At 70.6% G+C, this 15,794-nt stretch carries 15 protein-coding genes; 5 read left to right on the top strand and 10 right to left on the bottom strand.

Going from position 1 to position 15,794, the window contains the following annotated elements; translation table 11 throughout:
* Positions 1–27: 27 nt before the first annotated feature.
* From ITJ54_RS11825 to ITJ54_RS11815, 3 genes are all read right to left on the bottom strand, one after another.
* The gene (locus ITJ54_RS11825; protein ID WP_194628502.1) at positions 28–1,326 is read right to left on the bottom strand and encodes an O-acetylhomoserine aminocarboxypropyltransferase/cysteine synthase family protein; all 1,299 of its coding nucleotides are present in this window, start codon (positions 1,324–1,326) and stop codon (positions 28–30) included.
* The gene (locus ITJ54_RS11820) at positions 1,326–2,399 is read right to left on the bottom strand and encodes an LLM class flavin-dependent oxidoreductase (protein WP_194628500.1); all 1,074 of its coding nucleotides are present in this window, start codon (positions 2,397–2,399) and stop codon (positions 1,326–1,328) included. Before ITJ54_RS11820 ends, ITJ54_RS11825 begins: the two co-directional genes overlap by 1 nt.
* Positions 2,400–2,488: 89 nt before the next feature.
* Positions 2,489–3,490, bottom strand: coding sequence for an ATP-grasp domain-containing protein (locus ITJ54_RS11815; RefSeq protein ID WP_194628498.1), 1,002 nt, complete (start codon positions 3,488–3,490; stop codon positions 2,489–2,491).
* 98 nt (positions 3,491–3,588) lie between these two features.
* On the opposite strand from ITJ54_RS11815, the gene ITJ54_RS11810 reads away from it, so the two are divergent.
* Positions 3,589–4,389: a DUF3800 domain-containing protein gene (locus ITJ54_RS11810; RefSeq protein WP_194628496.1), complete on the top strand. Its 801-nt coding sequence runs from the start codon at positions 3,589–3,591 to the stop codon at positions 4,387–4,389.
* 56 nt (positions 4,390–4,445) lie between these two features.
* Here the strand turns inward: ITJ54_RS11810 and ITJ54_RS11805 are convergent, their stop codons facing one another.
* On the bottom strand, positions 4,446–5,288 hold the full coding sequence (locus ITJ54_RS11805) for a helix-turn-helix transcriptional regulator (protein WP_194628494.1): 843 nt from the start codon (positions 5,286–5,288) through the stop codon (positions 4,446–4,448).
* 102 nt (positions 5,289–5,390) lie between these two features.
* Between ITJ54_RS11805 and ITJ54_RS11800 the strand changes: the two genes are divergently transcribed.
* Positions 5,391–6,128, top strand: coding sequence for an SDR family oxidoreductase (locus tag ITJ54_RS11800; protein ID WP_194628492.1), 738 nt, complete (start codon positions 5,391–5,393; stop codon positions 6,126–6,128).
* Between the two features lie 122 nt (positions 6,129–6,250).
* Here the strand turns inward: ITJ54_RS11800 and ITJ54_RS11795 are convergent, their stop codons facing one another.
* Complete coding sequence (locus ITJ54_RS11795) at positions 6,251–6,652, bottom strand: hypothetical protein (RefSeq protein WP_194628490.1); 402 nt, start codon at positions 6,650–6,652, stop codon at positions 6,251–6,253.
* Between the two features lie 105 nt (positions 6,653–6,757).
* On the opposite strand from ITJ54_RS11795, the gene ITJ54_RS11790 reads away from it, so the two are divergent.
* Entirely contained in the window at positions 6,758–7,285 is a 528-nt protein-coding gene (locus tag ITJ54_RS11790; protein WP_194628488.1) for a hypothetical protein, read from the top strand.
* Here ITJ54_RS11790 and rsmA read toward each other — a convergent pair.
* From rsmA to rsmI, 4 genes are all read right to left on the bottom strand, one after another.
* Entirely contained in the window at positions 7,282–8,130 is an 849-nt protein-coding gene (gene rsmA / locus ITJ54_RS11785) for a 16S rRNA (adenine(1518)-N(6)/adenine(1519)-N(6))-dimethyltransferase RsmA (RefSeq protein ID WP_194628486.1), read from the bottom strand. The genes ITJ54_RS11790 and rsmA overlap by 4 nt on opposite strands.
* Complete coding sequence (locus tag ITJ54_RS11780) at positions 8,127–9,035, bottom strand: TatD family hydrolase (protein ID WP_194628484.1); 909 nt, start codon at positions 9,033–9,035, stop codon at positions 8,127–8,129. Before ITJ54_RS11780 ends, rsmA begins: the two co-directional genes overlap by 4 nt.
* Positions 9,032–10,609: a methionine--tRNA ligase gene (metG, locus tag ITJ54_RS11775; RefSeq protein ID WP_194628482.1), complete on the bottom strand. Its 1,578-nt coding sequence runs from the start codon at positions 10,607–10,609 to the stop codon at positions 9,032–9,034. Before metG ends, ITJ54_RS11780 begins: the two co-directional genes overlap by 4 nt.
* A 120-nt stretch (positions 10,610–10,729) precedes the next feature.
* Positions 10,730–11,551 (bottom strand): 16S rRNA (cytidine(1402)-2'-O)-methyltransferase, encoded by an 822-nt coding sequence (gene rsmI / locus ITJ54_RS11770; RefSeq protein ID WP_194628480.1) that lies wholly within the window; start codon positions 11,549–11,551, stop codon positions 10,730–10,732.
* A 53-nt stretch (positions 11,552–11,604) separates the two neighbouring features.
* On the opposite strand from rsmI, the gene ITJ54_RS11765 reads away from it, so the two are divergent.
* Positions 11,605–13,236, top strand: a complete 1,632-nt coding sequence (locus ITJ54_RS11765) for a dolichyl-phosphate-mannose--protein mannosyltransferase (protein WP_194628478.1) — start codon at positions 11,605–11,607, stop codon at positions 13,234–13,236.
* A 101-nt stretch (positions 13,237–13,337) separates the two neighbouring features.
* On the opposite strand, the gene ITJ54_RS11760 is transcribed toward ITJ54_RS11765, so the two are convergent.
* A complete protein-coding gene (locus ITJ54_RS11760; protein ID WP_194628476.1) occupies positions 13,338–13,997 on the bottom strand; it encodes a TetR/AcrR family transcriptional regulator in 660 nt (219 codons plus the stop codon).
* A gap of 166 nt (positions 13,998–14,163) precedes the next feature.
* On the opposite strand from ITJ54_RS11760, the gene ITJ54_RS11755 reads away from it, so the two are divergent.
* Positions 14,164–15,705 carry an MFS transporter gene (locus ITJ54_RS11755; RefSeq protein ID WP_194628474.1) on the top strand — a complete coding sequence of 514 codons (1,542 nt, stop codon included), beginning with the start codon at positions 14,164–14,166 and terminating at the stop codon, positions 15,703–15,705.
* Positions 15,706–15,794: the final 89 nt, after the last annotated feature.

Here is a 15,794-nt window from a genome sequence, read left to right as displayed (position 1 = left end):
CCCTCCGCCCGCTCACGAGGCAGCAGCTCACGAGGCAGCCGCGAAGCCCCGCACCAGGTCCGCCAGGATGTCGTCGGGGTGCTCCAGGCCGATCGACAGCCGGATGAGCCCCTCGCCCACACCCGCGGAGGCCCGCTCCGACGGGGTCATCTGCACGTGGGTCGTCGACGCCGGGTGCACGACGAGCGACCGGACGTCACCGATGTTCGACACGTGGTCGAACAGCTGCAGTGCCGCGACGAAGCGACGACCTGCCTCGACGCCGCCGGCCAGGTCGAACGCGAGCACCGCAGAGGGACCGGCAGGGACGTACCGCTGCTGCAGGTGGTGCCACGGGGAGCTCGGCAGCCCGGCGTAGTGCACGTGCTCGACCTGCGCGTGGGCTTCCAGCCACGCGGCCACCGTGGCGGCGTTCTGCACGTGCCGGTCCATGCGGAGCGACAGCGTCTGGATGCCCTGCAGCACCAGGAAGGCGGTGAACGGGGCGATCGCGGGCCCGAGGTCCGCCGACAGCTTCGACCGGGTGCGCTGGATGAAGGCACGCCGTCCGAACTTCTCGGCGAAGTTCGTGCCCGAGAACCCCGAGTGCTCGGTCGTCGTGAGCTGCGGGTACTTCGCCGGGTACGCGGCCCAGTCGAAGTTCCCGCTGTCGACGATGAGCCCGGCGATGGCGCTGCCGTGGCCGGCCAGGTACTTCGTCGCCGAGTGCACGACGATGTCCGCCCCGTGCTCGATCGGCCGGACCAGGTACGGCGTCGCGATGGTGTTGTCGACGATCAGCGGGACGCCGGCGTCGTGCGCGACCCCGGCCACCCCGGCGAAGTCGAGGACGTCGCCACGCGGGTTCGGGATCGACTCCCCGAAGAACGCGCGGGTCTCCGGCCGCACCGCCGCGGCCCACTCCGACAGGTCGGTGGGGTCCTGCACGAAGGTGAACGCGATGCCGAGGTCCTTCAGCGTGGACGCGAACAGCGTGTAGGTCGCGCCGTACAGCGACGCACTCGACACGATGTGGTCCCCGGCGCGAGCGAGCCCGAGCACCGCGAGCGACGTCGCTGCCTGCCCGGAGGCGAGCGCCAGGGCAGCCACCCCGCCCTCGAGGTCGGCGATCCGACGCTCCAGTGCCGCGGCCGACGGGTTGTTCACCCGCGAGTAGGTGTGCCCCGGCGCGTTCAGCAGGAACCGGTCGGCGGCGTCCTCACCCGACGGGTAGACGAAGGCCGCGGTCTGGGCGATGGGCGGCACGTTCCCGCCGAAGCCCGGGTCGGACTTGAAGCCGGCCCGGATCTGCCGGGTCTCGAAGGCCCAGTCGTCCTCGACCGCCATCAGGACACCAGCCCCGAACCGACGGTCGACGACACGGCGTCGTCCGGCACCGACGCCCGCACGAGCGGGATGACCTGCTCGCCGAAGCGCTCCATCTCCTCGAGCTGCGGCGAGAACTGCAGCAGCAGCGTGTCGACGCCCGCGTCCTCGTACTCGCGGATCCGCGCCGCGACCTGCTCGGGCGTCCCGACGAACTGCGGCCGCAGCCCCCGGTTCGACACCGAGTAGTCCTCGAGCGAGGGCACGTGCTCGAGCTGCGACTTCGAGATGAAGTCCTGGTACGACTCGTACGCCTTGCCGTGCTGCACGTCGGTGATCCGCGCAAGCTCGGCCTGCGCCTCTGCTTCGGTCTCGCGGACGATCGCGTACGCGGCCATGCCGAACGCCTCGAACGGCGGCAGCCCCGCGTCCTCGCGACGCCGACGCATCTCGGCGATCTTCGACCGGAGCTCCTCGACGGTGCCGCCGTGCGTGACGTAGGCGTCGGCGTAGTGCGTGATGCTCGCCTTGCCGGCCTCGCTCTCGCCGCCGGCGTAGATGCGCGGGGTGACGCGCGGCTTCGGCTCCAGGTGGGCGTTCTCGACGTCGTAGTACTCGCCGTGGAACGAGTACGGCGTCTCGCGCCACAGCCCCTTCATGACCTCGACGAACTCCGCCGTCCGCTTGTAGCGGTCGTCGTGCTCGGAGAAGATGCCGCCGTACTGCCGCGCCTCTTCGGCCCACCACGCGCTCACCACGTTGAACGTGAAGCGGCCGCCGGAGATGTCGTCGATCGTCGCCGCCTGCTTCGCCGTCACGGCCGGCAGGTGGTACCCCGGCCGCATCGCCGCCATGATCTCGAGCCGGTCGGTCGTCGCCGCGATGGCCGCCGCGAGCGCCCAGGCCTCCAGGCTCGGGGCAGCCACGCCCTTGATGTCGTTGAGGTTGAGCTCCGGCACGAGCGTCAGGTCGAAACCGATCCGCTCGGCGCGCTGCGCCAGGCGCTTCACGTAGTCGAAGGTGACCGGCATCTGCTCGTCGTCGACGTTGCGCAGCCAGCCGCCGAAGAGCGGGGTCCAGTATCCGAATCGCACGGTGGTGGGTTCCTCAGGTGGTGAGCGGAGACGGACGGGAGGCTCGGTGCCGGTGGCGAGCCGGGCCTCCCGTCCGGTGGGTGGTCAGGTCAGGCGCGCGCCGGTGCGGTCGCGTACTCCGCGTCCAACAGGCCGCCCAGGTACCGGGCGATGGAGCGCGGGCCGGAGGCCGGCGCCGACTCCTCGACCGCGGGGTTGTAGTTCGTGTTCGTGTTGATGTCGTAGACGACGGTGCGGCCGTCGGTCGTCTCCATGAACTCGACGCCCGCGATCGTGACGCGCTGGTCGGCCAGGAACGTGCGGAGCTGCTGCACGAGCGGGTGGGCCGCCGTGATCTCGGTCCGGACGCTGAAGGCCGGCGGGGCACCCGCGGTCTCGGTGCCCGGGACGTCGCAGACGGCTCCCGCGATGGCCTGTGGGACCTCGCACGCGTCGGCGGGGCAGAGCTCGAAGCTGCCCGCGCTGGTGTCGACGCGGACGGCGTAGACGAACTCGCCGCCGACGAACTCGACGCGGGTGATGAAGGGCTCGCGCGCCGTCAGGTACTCCTGCAGCAGGGTGATGCCGTCGACGGGGGCCTCGAACTCGGGGCTGTCGACGTAGGCGTCGAACTCGGCGAGCGAGTCGAACCGGCGGACGCCGAGGCCCTTGCCGCCCTGGTTGTGCTTCGTGATGAAGGGGACGTCCTGGCCGTCGGTGAACGTCCTGGCGGCCTGCTTGAGCGTCGTCGTGCCGAACACGGCCGTGGTGCGGGGGACGTCGAAGCCGGCCTGCTGCAGGAGCCCGTGCTGGGCGACCTTCGAGACCTCGAGCTCGAGCACGTGGCTGCCGCCGACGACCTGCCGACCGGCACGTTCGAGCCAGCCGAGCACCGCGCGGGTGTACTCCTTGCTGTGCTCGTGCCCGCGGGTGTGCGAGCTCGCCGACATCCTCGACCAGTAGACGCCGGGCTCGGGTTCGGCGGCGAGGTCGATCTGCCCCTCGGTCAGCAGGATCTCCTCGACCGGGACGCCCTCGGCCTCGAAGGCGGCGGCGAGCGGCGGGAACCACTCGGGGTTCTCGTGGATGACGTACACGCGCGGAGTGGTCACGCGTCCACCCTAGGCACGGTCGGTCGGCGGGTGCCAGGTGTGTGACGTGCGGTGTCGATCCGACGACTCGTACTGGTGTTTCAGTATGCTGGCTCGTCATGCGCCTCGTGTTCATCGACGAATCCGCGAGGGACGATGCCTACTACTTCTTCGGTGCACTGATCGTCGATGCCGAAGCAGTCCGCTCGATCGAGCGGACCTTCGACGAGATCGCAGCGCTCGTGGCTGCCAACGTCCCCGGGTTCGTCCCCTCGACGGAGTTCCACGCAGTGGACCTCTTCCACGGGAAGGGCGCATGGTGCAGTGTCCCGCTCGGCTGGCGGATCAAGACTGCTCGCCTGTTGGCGAAGGCGCTCCAACGGTCATCCGCGGCCTTCGTCCTGCGAGGCGTCGACCTCCGAGCCCATCGAGCGAGGTACGGCTCCGCTGCCTACCCGGCGCATCTCCTGACACTGGCGCAGGTCCTGGAAGAGGTGGACGATCGTCTGCGTCTGTTGGACCAGCCGGAAGAGCTCGGTCTGGTCCTCGCTGACGAGCACCACTCCGCTGCGAACGCGCGGCGGAGTCTGCGCGACTTCAAGGTCGCGAGCGTCCCCGGGTACACGAACCGTGCTCTGACACGCATCGCCGACACGCTGTACTTCGGTCCCTCGCACGAGAGCCGGATGCTGCAGGCCGCGGACTTCGCGACGTTCTTCCTCAACCGCGACCGCACGATCGCGGAGTCTGACCCACGCGCTGCCAAGGCCGTGGCAGACGTCGTCCGGCGCATCCGCTCGATCACGATCAGGGAGTACGTCTGGTGCCCGGAGCCGCAGAGGACGACACAACGCCCCGCTGGTGGGCGGGGCGCTGGCGAGGTGCGGGAGGCTCGAGGCGTCCTGCGAGACCGAGGATAGCGCACGACCACCGACGTCCGCAGCGAGCGTCGGCGTCGGCCGCTCGGACTGGGCGGCTACTCGCTGAAGACCTGGGCGCCGACGACGCCCAGCAGTTCCAGCTTCTGGGCGTCCTCGCTGCCGGCGGGTGCTGTGAAGAGCAGGAGCGCCTGCGCCTGGTTCGACGTGTGCAGCACCTGGCAGTCGACGGTGATCCGCCCGAGTTCCGGATGCACGAAGGTCTTGTGGTCCTCCCACCGGCTGGCCACCTCGTGCAGGGCCCAGAGCGCGCGGAAGGCCTCGCTCTGCGCGTCGAGGTCGGCGATGAGCGCCGCTGCCCGACGATCACCGGGGCCCGCTGCGCCGACCGCGGCACGGAGGGCGGCGACCTGTGCCCGCGCGAGGCGCTCGTGCTGCTCCGGTGCGTACCGGGCGGGTTCGGTGTCGGTCATGAACCAGCGCCACGGCTGGTAGCGCGCGTTGCCGGTCAGACCGACGCTGCTGCCCAGGAGCGCAGCGCCGAGGCGGTTCTCCACGAGGGTCTCGCCGAGGTCGCTGACGACGATGGCGGGGGTGTCCTCGAGCCGGTCGAGCACCCGGAGGATCGCCGGGTCGACGTGGTCGGACCGGTGGACGCGGACCGGGGCGTTGTGGCCGGCGAGCCGCAGCAGGTGGTCACGTTCGTCGAGGCTGCACCGGAGCGCCCGGGCGATCGCGACGACCATCTGCTCGGACGGCTGCGGACCACGCTGCTGTTCGAGGCGGGTGTAGTAGTCGGCCGACATGCCGGCGAGGGCGGCCACTTCCTCGCGGCGGAGCCCGGGCGTCCGTCGACGGGCGCCGGTACCGAGCCCGACGTCCTCCGGGCGCAGGAGCTCGCGACGACGGCGGAGGAAGTCGGCGAGTTCGGGACGGTCCATGCGGACCAGTCTGCTGCGCGGCGCCCTTCGGAGCCAGGGACCGGCGGTCCCCCGATGTCCGGGCTCTGGATGACCGGTCGACGCCCGGGCATCGTGGTCGACATGGACATCACGAACTCGACCGTCTTCATCTCCGGCGCGACCTCGGGCATCGGCCTCGGGCTCGCCCTCCGACTACAGCAGGCCGGCAGCACCGTCGTCATCGGCGGGCGCCGGCAGTCGCTGCTCGACTCCCTCGCCGCCGAGCACGGGTTCGGCACCGTGCAGCTCGACGTCGATGACGCGGCCTCCATCACCGCGGCTGCCGCCTCCGTCACCGAGGCCTACCCGGCGCTCGACACCATCGTCACGATGTCGGGGATCATGCGCCAGGAGGACCTGCGGTCGTCGGCGCACCTCGCGGACGCCGAGGCGACCGTCACGACGAACTTCCTCGGAACCGTGCGGCTCGTCGACGCCTTCCTGCCGCACCTGCTCGCGCAGCCCGCGTCCACCGTCATGACGGTCTCGTCCGGGCTCGCCTTCACGCCGCTCGCCGCGACCCCGACCTACAACGCGATGAAGGCCGCCGTGCACTCGTACACGCTGTCGCTCCGGCAGCAGCTCGTCGGCTCCCCGGTGTCCGTCCTCGAGCTCGTGCCGCCGGCGGTCGCGACCGACATCCAGGGCGAGGGCGTGGACTTCGGCGGGATGCCCCTGTCGGCGTACCTCGACGAGGTCGTCGCGCTGCTGTCCGCCGGGGCGTCGCCGGAGGTCCTCGTGCAGAACGTGCTGCCGCTCCGGTGGGCCGAGCGCGACGGGACGCAGCAGCAGCTGATCGAGATGCTCGCCGCGCACTGAGGATGGTCGGGCGGCGGGCCGTCGCTCGGTGCGAGCTTGACCACCCCGTGCGCGGCTGTGCGCCCGCACGGGGTGGTCACCCTCGCACGGGCCGAGGGAGCGCGCACCGTGCGGCGTGCTGATCAGCCCTCGGACGGGCGCTGCCGTCCTCGGCGTCTCCGCAGGATGCGCTCCGTCATGCCGAAGCCCACCACGACCACGACCGCCAGCAGGCACAGCAGCGGTGGGACGTCTGCAGCCGTCCGGAGCAGGACGTGCCCGAGCGCGGCGACGATGGCGGAGGTGAGGAGCTCGGTGCGGGTCGAGACGCTGGCGGGAGCGTCGTCCTCGGGGTCGTCGTGACCACCCAGCGTGGCGAAGTTCGCGCCCCAGAGGACGATCCCGAGGGCCAGGAGCACCGAGACCCAAGCGACGTCGCTCTCCGGTGACACCAGGAGCCGCGACACCGCGATCCCGCCGACGACCAGCCCGGCGAGCACGAACAGCAGCGTGATGGTGATCGTCAGGCGGTTCGGGCGGTGCACGTCGAGAGCTTAGCGGCGGGTCGCGGGACCCCTGTCGCACGCTTCACTCGTACGACATGCAGAATATGATTCGACAGGCCGGACGATGCTCGGCAGGATGGACACATGGGGAACGTGCACCACGAGGAACACATCGGGACGTCGATGGCCTTCCGCCTGATCGGTATCGGCATGGTCCTGAGCAGTGTGGCGATCGCGGTGGTGCTGGTCACCGCACCGTCCAGTGCCGCTACCGAGCCGAACACCGTCGACCTCGTCGTCACCATCGGCACCATCGTCGTCATCGGCGTCTTCGGTGTCGCAATGGCGGTCGCGCGGATGTCCGTCGTGGTCGACGACGCCCTCGTCATCCGCATGACACCGTTCTGGTACCGCCGCACGGTGGACCCGGTGGACATCGTTGAAGCGCGCCCCGTGGAGCTGCGCGGCTCAGAGTGGGGTGGTTGGGGCATCCGCACCGGCATGGGGACGGGGACCGGCGTCCTCATGGACAACGGCCCAGGAGTCCGTCTCCGGATCCGGGGCAAGCGGGACCTGTCGTTCCGCTGCGAGAACCCACACGCGGTCATCGCCGCGCTCCACGCGAACGGAGCCGCCGCGGGAGCCGTCGCCAGCGGAGCGGACGAGCGCTAGGCCGCCGCGAGGACCGTCCGGCCGAGGCGCACGAACTCGTCGACGCCGAGCTCCTCACCGCGCGCGGTCGGCGCGATGCTGGCGGCCTCGAGCATCTCCGAGGCACTGGCACTGCTGCCGAACAGCCCGGAGAGCGCCTGCCGGAGCATCTTGCGACGCTGCTGGAAGGCGGCGTCGACCAGGGCGAACACCTGCGCACGCAGCGCTTCGTCCCCGGGTGGGTCGTGTCGCACGAACCCGACGAGGACACTGTCGACGTTCGGCACCGGCCAGAACACCTGGCGGCTGACCTGCCCGGCGATCCGCCACGAGCCGTACCAGGCGGCCTTGACGCTCGGCGAGCCGTAGACCTTGCTGCCCGGGTCGGCGGCGAGGCGGTACCCGACCTCGGCCTGCACCATGACGAGCGAGCGCTCGATCGACGGGAAGGTCGCGAGCAGGTGCAGCAGCACGGGCACGGAGATGTTGTACGGCAGGTTCGCGACCAGGTGCGTGGGCGCCACCTGCAGGTCGTCGGCAGACAGCCGGAGGGCGTCCTGGTGGACCACGGTCAGCTGCGCCGCAGGCTGCATCGACGACACCGTCGTGGCCAGTCGGGAAGCGAGCCGGGCGTCGATCTCCACCGCGGTGACCGGCGCGCCGGTCTCGGTGAGCCCGAGCGTCAGCGATCCGAGGCCCGGTCCGACCTCGAGCACCTGCGACGTCGCCGTCACGCCGCCCGCGGCGACGATGCGCCGGACGGTGTTGGCGTCGTGCACGAAGTTCTGCCCGAGCTTCTTGGTCGGGGTGACGTCGAGCTGGGTGGCGAGGTCGCGGATCTCGGCGGGACCGAGCAGCGCGCTCATTCGTCCACCGTCACCGGCTCGGCATCCCAGGCGCCGTAGACGAGCTCGGTGTTCGACGCGATCTGCGCCGCGAGCATCGAGGCATCGGTGCCGAGTGTCTCGGCCATGGAGCGGAGGGTGAGCGGGATCAGGTAGGGCGCGTTCGGCCGGCCGCGGAACGGCGTGGGCGTCAGGTAGGGCGCGTCGGTCTCGACCATGACGAGGTGCCGAGGGGCGACGTGCAGGGCGTCACGGAGGAGCTGCGCGTTCTTGAACGTCACCGTGCCCGCGAACGACATGTACCAGCCTCGTTCGGCGCAGAGCCGGGCGAGGTCGGGGCCGCCGGAGAAGCAGTGGAAGACGGTCTTCTCCGGGGCGCCGACGCGGTCGAGGACCTCGACCACGGCGTCGTGGGCGTCGCGGTCGTGGATCGTCAGCGCGAGGTCGTGCTCCTTGGCGATCCGGATGTGCTCCTCGAACGACCGGACCTGGGCGTCGCGGCCGTCGTCACCGGTGCGGAAGAAGTCGAGCCCGGTCTCACCGATCGCCCGGACCCGGGGCAGCGCGGCGAGCTCGGCGATGCCGGCGAGGTGCTCGTCGAGGAGTCCCTGGGCGTCGAGGGCGGGTGCTTCGTTGGGGTGCAGCGCGACGGCGGCGAGGACGCGCGGCTCGCGAGCAGCGATCGAGGCCGACCACTGCGAGGTCGCGAGGTCGGTGCCGACCTGCACGACACCGCGGACGCCGACGCTCGACGCGCGGTCGAGGTGCTCCCGGTAGTCGAGGGCGTTGTCCCCGCCGTCGGCGATCTCCATGTGGGTGTGGTTGTCGTACACCGGCACCACGAGCGCCTGCGGCAGCGGCGGGTAGGAGAGGTCCCGTTTCGGGTCCGCCGCGTCGCCGCGCGTGCGGAGGTGCGCGTCGCTCACGCTGCGCCCTGTTCCGCCTGCTCGATGCGCGGGAAGAGGCCGGACTCCAGCGGCGTGACCTGGTCGGCGCCCTGCCAGTCGAAGGCGCGGTCGACCCGCTGCTCGTCGATCGTGCCACCGGCGCCGATCGAGGCCCACAGCTTCGCGGTGGCCTTCGGCATCACCGGGGAGACCAGCACGGCGACGGTCCCGAGCCCGCGCAGTGCGGTCGTCAGCACGGTGCCGAGGCGCTCCCGCTGGGCATCGTCCTTCGCCAGCGCCCACGGCTGCTGCTCGGTGATGTACCCGTTCAGCGCGTCGACGAGCTCCCACGTCGTGGCGATGGCGTCGTGCGGCGCGAAGGCCTCGATCGCCGCGTCCGCACGCTCGGTAACGGACCGCGCCAGGTCGTCGACCGCGACGTCGGACGGGGACAGCGCACCCCGCGACGGCACGGCGCCGTCGAAGTACTTCTGCAGCATCGCGAGGATGCGCGACGCCAGGTTGCCGAACCCGTTCGCGAGTTCGGCCTGGTAGCGGGCGGAGATGTCCTCCCACGAGAAGTTGCCGTCCTGCCCGAAGGTGATGGCACGGAGGAAGTAGTAGCGGAAGGCGTCAGAACCGAACGTGTCGGTGATCTCCGAGGGCGCGATGCCGGTGAGCTTCGACTTCGACATCTTCTCGCCGCCGACGAGCAGCCACCCGTGGCCGAACACGCGCTTCGGGACCGGGAGCCCGGCGGCCATGAGCATCGCGGGCCAGATCACCGCGTGGAACCGGGCGATGTCCTTGCCGACGATGTGCACGCTCGGCCACAGGCGCCGGAAGGCCTCGTCGTCGTCGCTGCCGTACCCGAGCGCCGTGACGTAGTTGAGCAGGGCGTCGAACCACACGTAGAGCACGTGGTCGTGGTCCCACGGGATCTTGATGCCCCAGTCGAAGCTCGACCGCGAGATGGAGAGGTCGCGCAGGCCCTGCTTGACGAAGGAGACGATCTCGTTGCGGACGCTCTCGGGCTGGATGAACTCGGGGTTCGACTCGTAGAGGTCGAGCAGGCGCTGCTCGAAGTCGGACATCCGGAAGAAGTAGTTGCGCTCGGACAGGACCTCCACCGGGATCGAGTGGATCGCGCAGACCTGCTGGCCCTCGTACGCACCGGTGCCGGGGACCAGGTCGCTCGGCTGCTTGTACTCCTCACACCCCACGCAGTAGAAGCCCTCGAACTCGCCGGCGTAGATGTAGCCGTCGTCGTGGAGCTTCTGCAGGAACGCGGTCACGCCACGCTCGTGGCGGGCGTCGGTGGTGCGGATGAAGTCGTCGTTGGCGACGTCGACGGTGTCCAGCAGCGGCTTCCAGGCGTCGGTGACCAGGCGGTCGGCCCACTCCTGCGGGGAGACGTCGTTCGCCGAGGCGGTACGCAGGATCTTCTGCCCGTGCTCGTCGGTGCCCGTGAGCAGCCAGGTGTCGTCGCCACGCTGGCGGTGCCACCGCGCGAGGACGTCAGCGGCGACCTCGGTGTAGGCGTGCCCGATGTGGGGCACGTCGTTCACGTAGAAGATCGGCGTGGTGATGCTGAACGAGGAGCCGTCGGACATGCGGACCATCCTACGGGCGCGCCCAGACCTGATGACGCGCCGGGCAGCGGTCTGTGGAGAACCGGGCCGGGAGGCTCGTGGCGGGCCCGCACCGGGCCTCCCGTCCGGCCCTGGTCGCGACTACCGCGCGGCGAGCGCGCCTTCGTACAGGTCCCGCTTGGAGAGCCCTGTCGCGTCCGCGACGGCCGCGGAGGCCTCCTTCATGCGGGTGCCGGCGGCGACGCGCTCGAGGACCAGGCGGACGCCGTCCTCGATCGAGACGACGTCGTCCGAGGCGGACGCTCCGGCGACGACGACGCAGATCTCCCCGCGGACGCCGTCGGCTGCCCAGGCGGCGAGCCCGGCGAGGGAGTCCCGCTTGACCTCTTCGTAGAGCTTCGTGAGTTCCCGGCACACGACACCGCGGCGGTCGTCGCCGAACGCGGCGGCCATGTCGGCGAGGGTGTCGGCGAGCCGGTGCGGCGACTCGAAGAAGACCATCGTCCGCTGCTCCCCCGCCAGGGCCTCGAAGACCCGGCGGCGCTCCCCCTGCTTGCGCGTCGGGAAGCCCTCGAAGGTGAAGCGGTCGGTCGGCAGGCCCGACACGGCGAGCGCCATGAGCACCGCGGACGGCCCCGGGAGCGCGGTCACAGTCACTCCGGCGGCGGCCGCAGCCTCGACCAGGGGGAAGCCCGGGTCGCTGATCGCGGGCATGCCGGCGTCGGTCAGGACGACCACGTCGGCGTCCCTGGCGAGCTCGACGACCTCGGCTGCGCGGGCTCGTTCGTTGTGCTCGTGCAGCGGGATGAGCCGCGGACGGTTCTCGATCCCGAGGGCCCGCATCAGGTGGATCGCGGTGCGGGTGTCCTCCGCGGCCACGATCGTGGCGTTCGAGAGGGTCTCGACGAGCCGGCGCGACGCGTCGCCGAGGTTGCCGATGGGAGTTGCTGCGAGCACGATCACAGCCCCATTGTCGTCGCAGCGAGCCCGCGCGCCGCATCCGTAGGATCGTGCGGGTGACCACGGACCTGGCCGACGCGCCCCTCTCTGCGCCCGACGTACCCCGCGGGTCACGTCTCGACGACTGGTGGGGACGGCTGCTGTCGGTCGGCTGGCGGCTCGCCGCGTGGCGCTGGGGCGGCCCGATCGTGGTCACCGTCGTCGCCGCGCTGCTGCGCCTGGTCGACCTGGGGCGCCCGCACGCGTTGGTGTTCGACGAGACCTACTACGTCAAGGACGGCTGGTCAATCGTCCACCTGGGCTACGAGGGCACCTGGCCGGCGAATCCGACCGATCAGACGAGCCCGACGACCGATCAGCGGTTCACCAGCGGGCAGACCGACATCTTCACGAGCGCCGCGGAGTTCATCGCGCACCCGCCGCTCGGCAAGTACCTCATCGGGCTCGGCATGCTGCTGTTCGGCCCCGACAACTCCTTCGGCTGGCGCTTCGCCGTCGCGGTGCTCGGCATCGCGACGGTGTTCCTCGTCGCCGTGATCGCCAGGTCGCTGTTCCGGTCGACGCTCGTCGGGACGCTCGCTGGCGGGTTCATGGCGGTGGACGGCCAGGCGATCGTGATGTCGCGCGTCACGCTGCTCGACGGCATCGTGACGTTCTTCGTGCTGCTCGGGTTCGGCGCACTGCTGCTCGACCGGCGGTGGACGGAACGGCGGCTCGACCGCTGGGTGGCCGGCCGTGTCGCTGCCGGCCGCGACACGCTCTGGGGGCCGGTGCTCTTGTGGCGGCCGTGGCTGCTCGCGATGGGCCTGGCACTCGGGCTGGCGACGAGCACGAAGTGGACGGGGATGTACTTCCTGGCGTTCTTCGCCGTGTACTCCGTGCTCGTCGACATGATGCTGCGGAAGCGGGCGGGCATCGAGTTCTGGTCCTCGAGCGCGTTCCTGCAGCAGGCCCCCGTGTCGTTCCTGCTCACCGTGCCGATCGCCGCCGTCACCTACGTCGCGTCGTGGACCGGCTGGTTCGTGTCGAAGGACGGCTGGGACCGCCAGTGGATCGCGTCCGGAGGGCAGCGGTGGACGGGCGTGCTGTCGTGGGTGCCGGACAGCGTGCAGAACTGGTGGCACTACCAGTCGGAGATCTACGGCTTCAACATCGGCCTGCACACGCCGCACTCGTACCAGGCGAACCCGCTGCTCTGGATGCTGATGCAGCGCCCCACGTCGATGTACTACGTCGGCACGAACGCCGGGGAGTCGGGCTGCGCCGTGGACCGCTGCGGGGCCGCGATCACGGGCATCGCGAACCCGTTCATCTGGTACCCGTCGGTGGCCGCCGTGATCGCACTGCTCGTGTGGTTCGTGCTGCGCCGTCGGTGGGAGTACGGCTTCGTCGCGATGGGCGTCGGCGCCGGCTACCTGCCGTGGCTGCTCTACGTCGACCGGACGGTCTTCCAGTTCTACACGATCGCGTTCGAGCCCTACATGGTCATGGCCATCGCCGCCGTGATCGGGGTGCTGCTCGGGTCACGCGATGACCCACGACCCCGTCGCACCAGGGCCATCGTGTGGATCGGGGTGTACCTCGTGGTGGTGCTGCTCGCCTCGGCGTACTGGTACCCGATGTGGACGGCGATGCAGGTGCCGTGGGACTTCGTCCGGTCGCACTACTGGCTGCCGAGCTGGTTGTAGGCGGGGGCGCGCTGGTCGCCCGGGGGGTCCGGTCCGGACCATCCACCGGACGGGAGGCTCGGTGCCAGGCCGCCACGGGCCTCCAGCCCGGCGGGTGCCGGTCAGGGCTGGGCGTGCAGCGCGCGCTCGAGGGTCGCGCGGTCGAGCGGGTCACCGAGCATGCCGTCAGGACCCGTCGGGGGCAGGACGCCGTCGATGACGACCTTGGCGTAGCGACGCCAGGCGTCCGGGTCGTGCGCCCGCGTGGCGTCGGCGACCGAACCGATCATCGTGGTGAGCATCGGCAGGTCACGGTAGTCGAAGCCGTCGCGGACCACGCCGGCGTCCCGCGCACGACCGATGATCGCGGTGACCTGGCGTTCGAGACGGTCGCGCTCCTGCACGATCGACGGACGCGCCTTGCCGGCACGGATGATCGCGTCGGCGAGGGCGCGGTCCCTGGCGCGGAACTCGAACACGCCCATCAGGTACAGGCGGAGTGCCTCGCGCGGGTCGATCTCCTCGGCGGCACGTTCGGCTGCGGTGTTCATCGCCTCGAACTTGGTGGCGAGGAGGGCCTCGATCAGGGAGTCCTTGTCGGCGAACCGGCGGTAGACGGTGCCGACGCCGACGCCGGCTTCGTGCGCGATGTCGTTCAGCGTGACCGAGAGCCCGCGTTCCGCGAAGCACTTGCGCGCCGTCTGCAGGATCAGCTCGCGGTTGCGTGCCGCGTCGGCTCTGAGGGGCCGCTCGAGGTCGGCGTGCTGGTCGGTGGTGCTCACGTCCCTGACCGTAGTTGAACTTTCTGGGAACAAGCGGATGCACTCCGTCCGTTTTGGTCTACAGTAGGCGGAACCGGATGCCTGGCATCCGGTTCCACCACATCACTACAGTGCCCGACGGCGCGCGCTGCGAACACCCTCCACCCCTTCTCGAAGGAGGCCTGCTGTGACGGCAGAACAGACCGCGCCCGCACCCACCGGTTCGGCGCCCGCGACATCCGGTGCCACCGCACCGCGCAAGGACCACCGCTGGATCACCCTGGCGGTCATCGCCCTCGCGCAGCTCATGGTCGTGCTCGACGCGACGATCGTGAACATCGCGCTCCCCTCGGCACAGCAGGACCTCGGGTTCGGCACGGACCAGCGGCAGTGGGTCGTCACGGCGTACTCGCTCGCGTTCGGCTCCCTGCTGCTGCTCGGTGGTCGCCTGGGTGACCTCTTCGGCCGCAAGAACACCTTCATCATCGGGCTCGTCGGGTTCGCCGTCGCCTCGGTGCTCGGCGGACTCGCCGACTCGTTCGGGCTGCTCGTCGCCGCCCGCGCCCTGCAGGGTGCCTTCGGTGCGCTGCTGGCCCCGTCCGCGCTCGGCATGCTGACCACGACGTTCCGCGACCCGAAGGAACGCGGTCGTGCGTTCGGCATCTTCGGCTCGATCGCGGGTTCCGGCGCGGCCATCGGCCTGCTGCTCGGCGGCGTCCTGACCGAGTACACCTCGTGGCGCTGGTGCCTCTACGTCAACGTGGTCTTCGCGGTCCTCGGGGTCATCGGCGCGCTGGTGTTCATGGTGAAGCCCCCGAAGGCCAACCGTCCGCGCATCGACGTCCTCGGTGTCATCACGATCACCCTCGGGCTGGTCGGCGTCGTCTACGGGTTCTCGAACGCGGAGACCAACGGCTGGGACGACCCCGTCACGATCGCGATGCTCGCCGTCGGTGTCGTGCTGATCGCGGCCTTCGTGTTCATCGAGACCCGCGTCGCACACCCGCTGCTGCCCCTGCGCGTCGTGCTCGACCGTGACCGCGGCGGTTCGTTCGTCGCCATCGGCCTCGTGGCGATCGGCATGTTCGGGATCTTCCTGTTCCTGACCTACTACCTCGAGCAGACCCTCGGCTTCTCGGCGCTCCAGACCGGCCTGGCGTTCCTGCCGATGCCGCTGTCGATCATGATCTCGGCCACGCAGATCGGCGGCCGTCTGCTGCCCCGCGTCGGTCCGAAGGTCCTGATCTTCGCCGGTGGCCTCGTCGCCGCGACCGGGCTCCTGCTGCTCCTCCGCACCGACCTGGACAGCTCCTACGCGGGCACCGTCCTGCCGGCGCTGGTCGTCATCGGGCTCGGCATGGGCACGATCTTCTCGTCCGCGATGAACACCGCGACGACCGGTGTGGCCCGCGCCGACGCCGGTGTCGCCTCGGCCACGGTGAACACCATGCAGCAGATCGGTGGCTCGATCGGCACCGCGCTGCTGTCGACGATCTTCGCCGACGTCGTGAAGAACAGCCTCTCCGGGCTGTCCGCCGCCCCGACGAAGCTGCAGCAGGCCCAGGCCACGCTCGACGGCTACCACGCGGCGTTCGGCATCTCGGCCGGTGTGCTCGTGCTCGTCGCGATCGCCAGCGGACTGCTCATCAACCGACAGAGCGTCCGCCTCGAGAAGCTCGCGCACCTCAGCGCGAACGCCACGGGCAGCGTCCCGGTCGCGGCGCACTAGCGGTCGCACCACCTGCACGGCGGACAGCCCGCTCGACTCCGGTCGGGCGGGCTGTCCGTGTGTGTGGGGCGTCAGGGCTCCCCGATGCG

Origin of the sequence: Curtobacterium sp. VKM Ac-2865 (assembly GCF_015350905.1) — a bacterium.
GTDB lineage: Bacteria > Actinomycetota > Actinomycetes > Actinomycetales > Microbacteriaceae > Curtobacterium.
The sequence above is the reverse complement of the archived record's forward strand: the minus strand, read 5'-3'. Positions and strand labels throughout refer to the sequence as shown.

What these genes read in the sequence shown, in the direction of transcription:
- ITJ54_RS11825 (WP_194628502.1), bottom strand. Translation starts at nt 1,326, where the DNA reads ATGGCGGTCGAGGACGACTGGGCCTTCGAGACCCGGCAGATCCGGGCC.
- ITJ54_RS11810 (WP_194628496.1), top strand. Translation starts at nt 3,589, where the DNA reads ATGCGCCTCGTGTTCATCGACGAATCCGCGAGGGACGATGCCTACTAC.
- ITJ54_RS11805 (WP_194628494.1), bottom strand. Translation starts at nt 5,288, where the DNA reads ATGGACCGTCCCGAACTCGCCGACTTCCTCCGCCGTCGTCGCGAGCTC.
- ITJ54_RS11800 (WP_194628492.1), top strand. Translation starts at nt 5,391, where the DNA reads ATGGACATCACGAACTCGACCGTCTTCATCTCCGGCGCGACCTCGGGC.
- ITJ54_RS11790 (WP_194628488.1), top strand. Translation starts at nt 6,758, where the DNA reads ATGGGGAACGTGCACCACGAGGAACACATCGGGACGTCGATGGCCTTC.
- rsmA (WP_194628486.1), bottom strand. Translation starts at nt 8,130, where the DNA reads ATGAGCGCGCTGCTCGGTCCCGCCGAGATCCGCGACCTCGCCACCCAG.
- metG (WP_194628482.1), bottom strand. Translation starts at nt 10,609, where the DNA reads ATGTCCGACGGCTCCTCGTTCAGCATCACCACGCCGATCTTCTACGTG.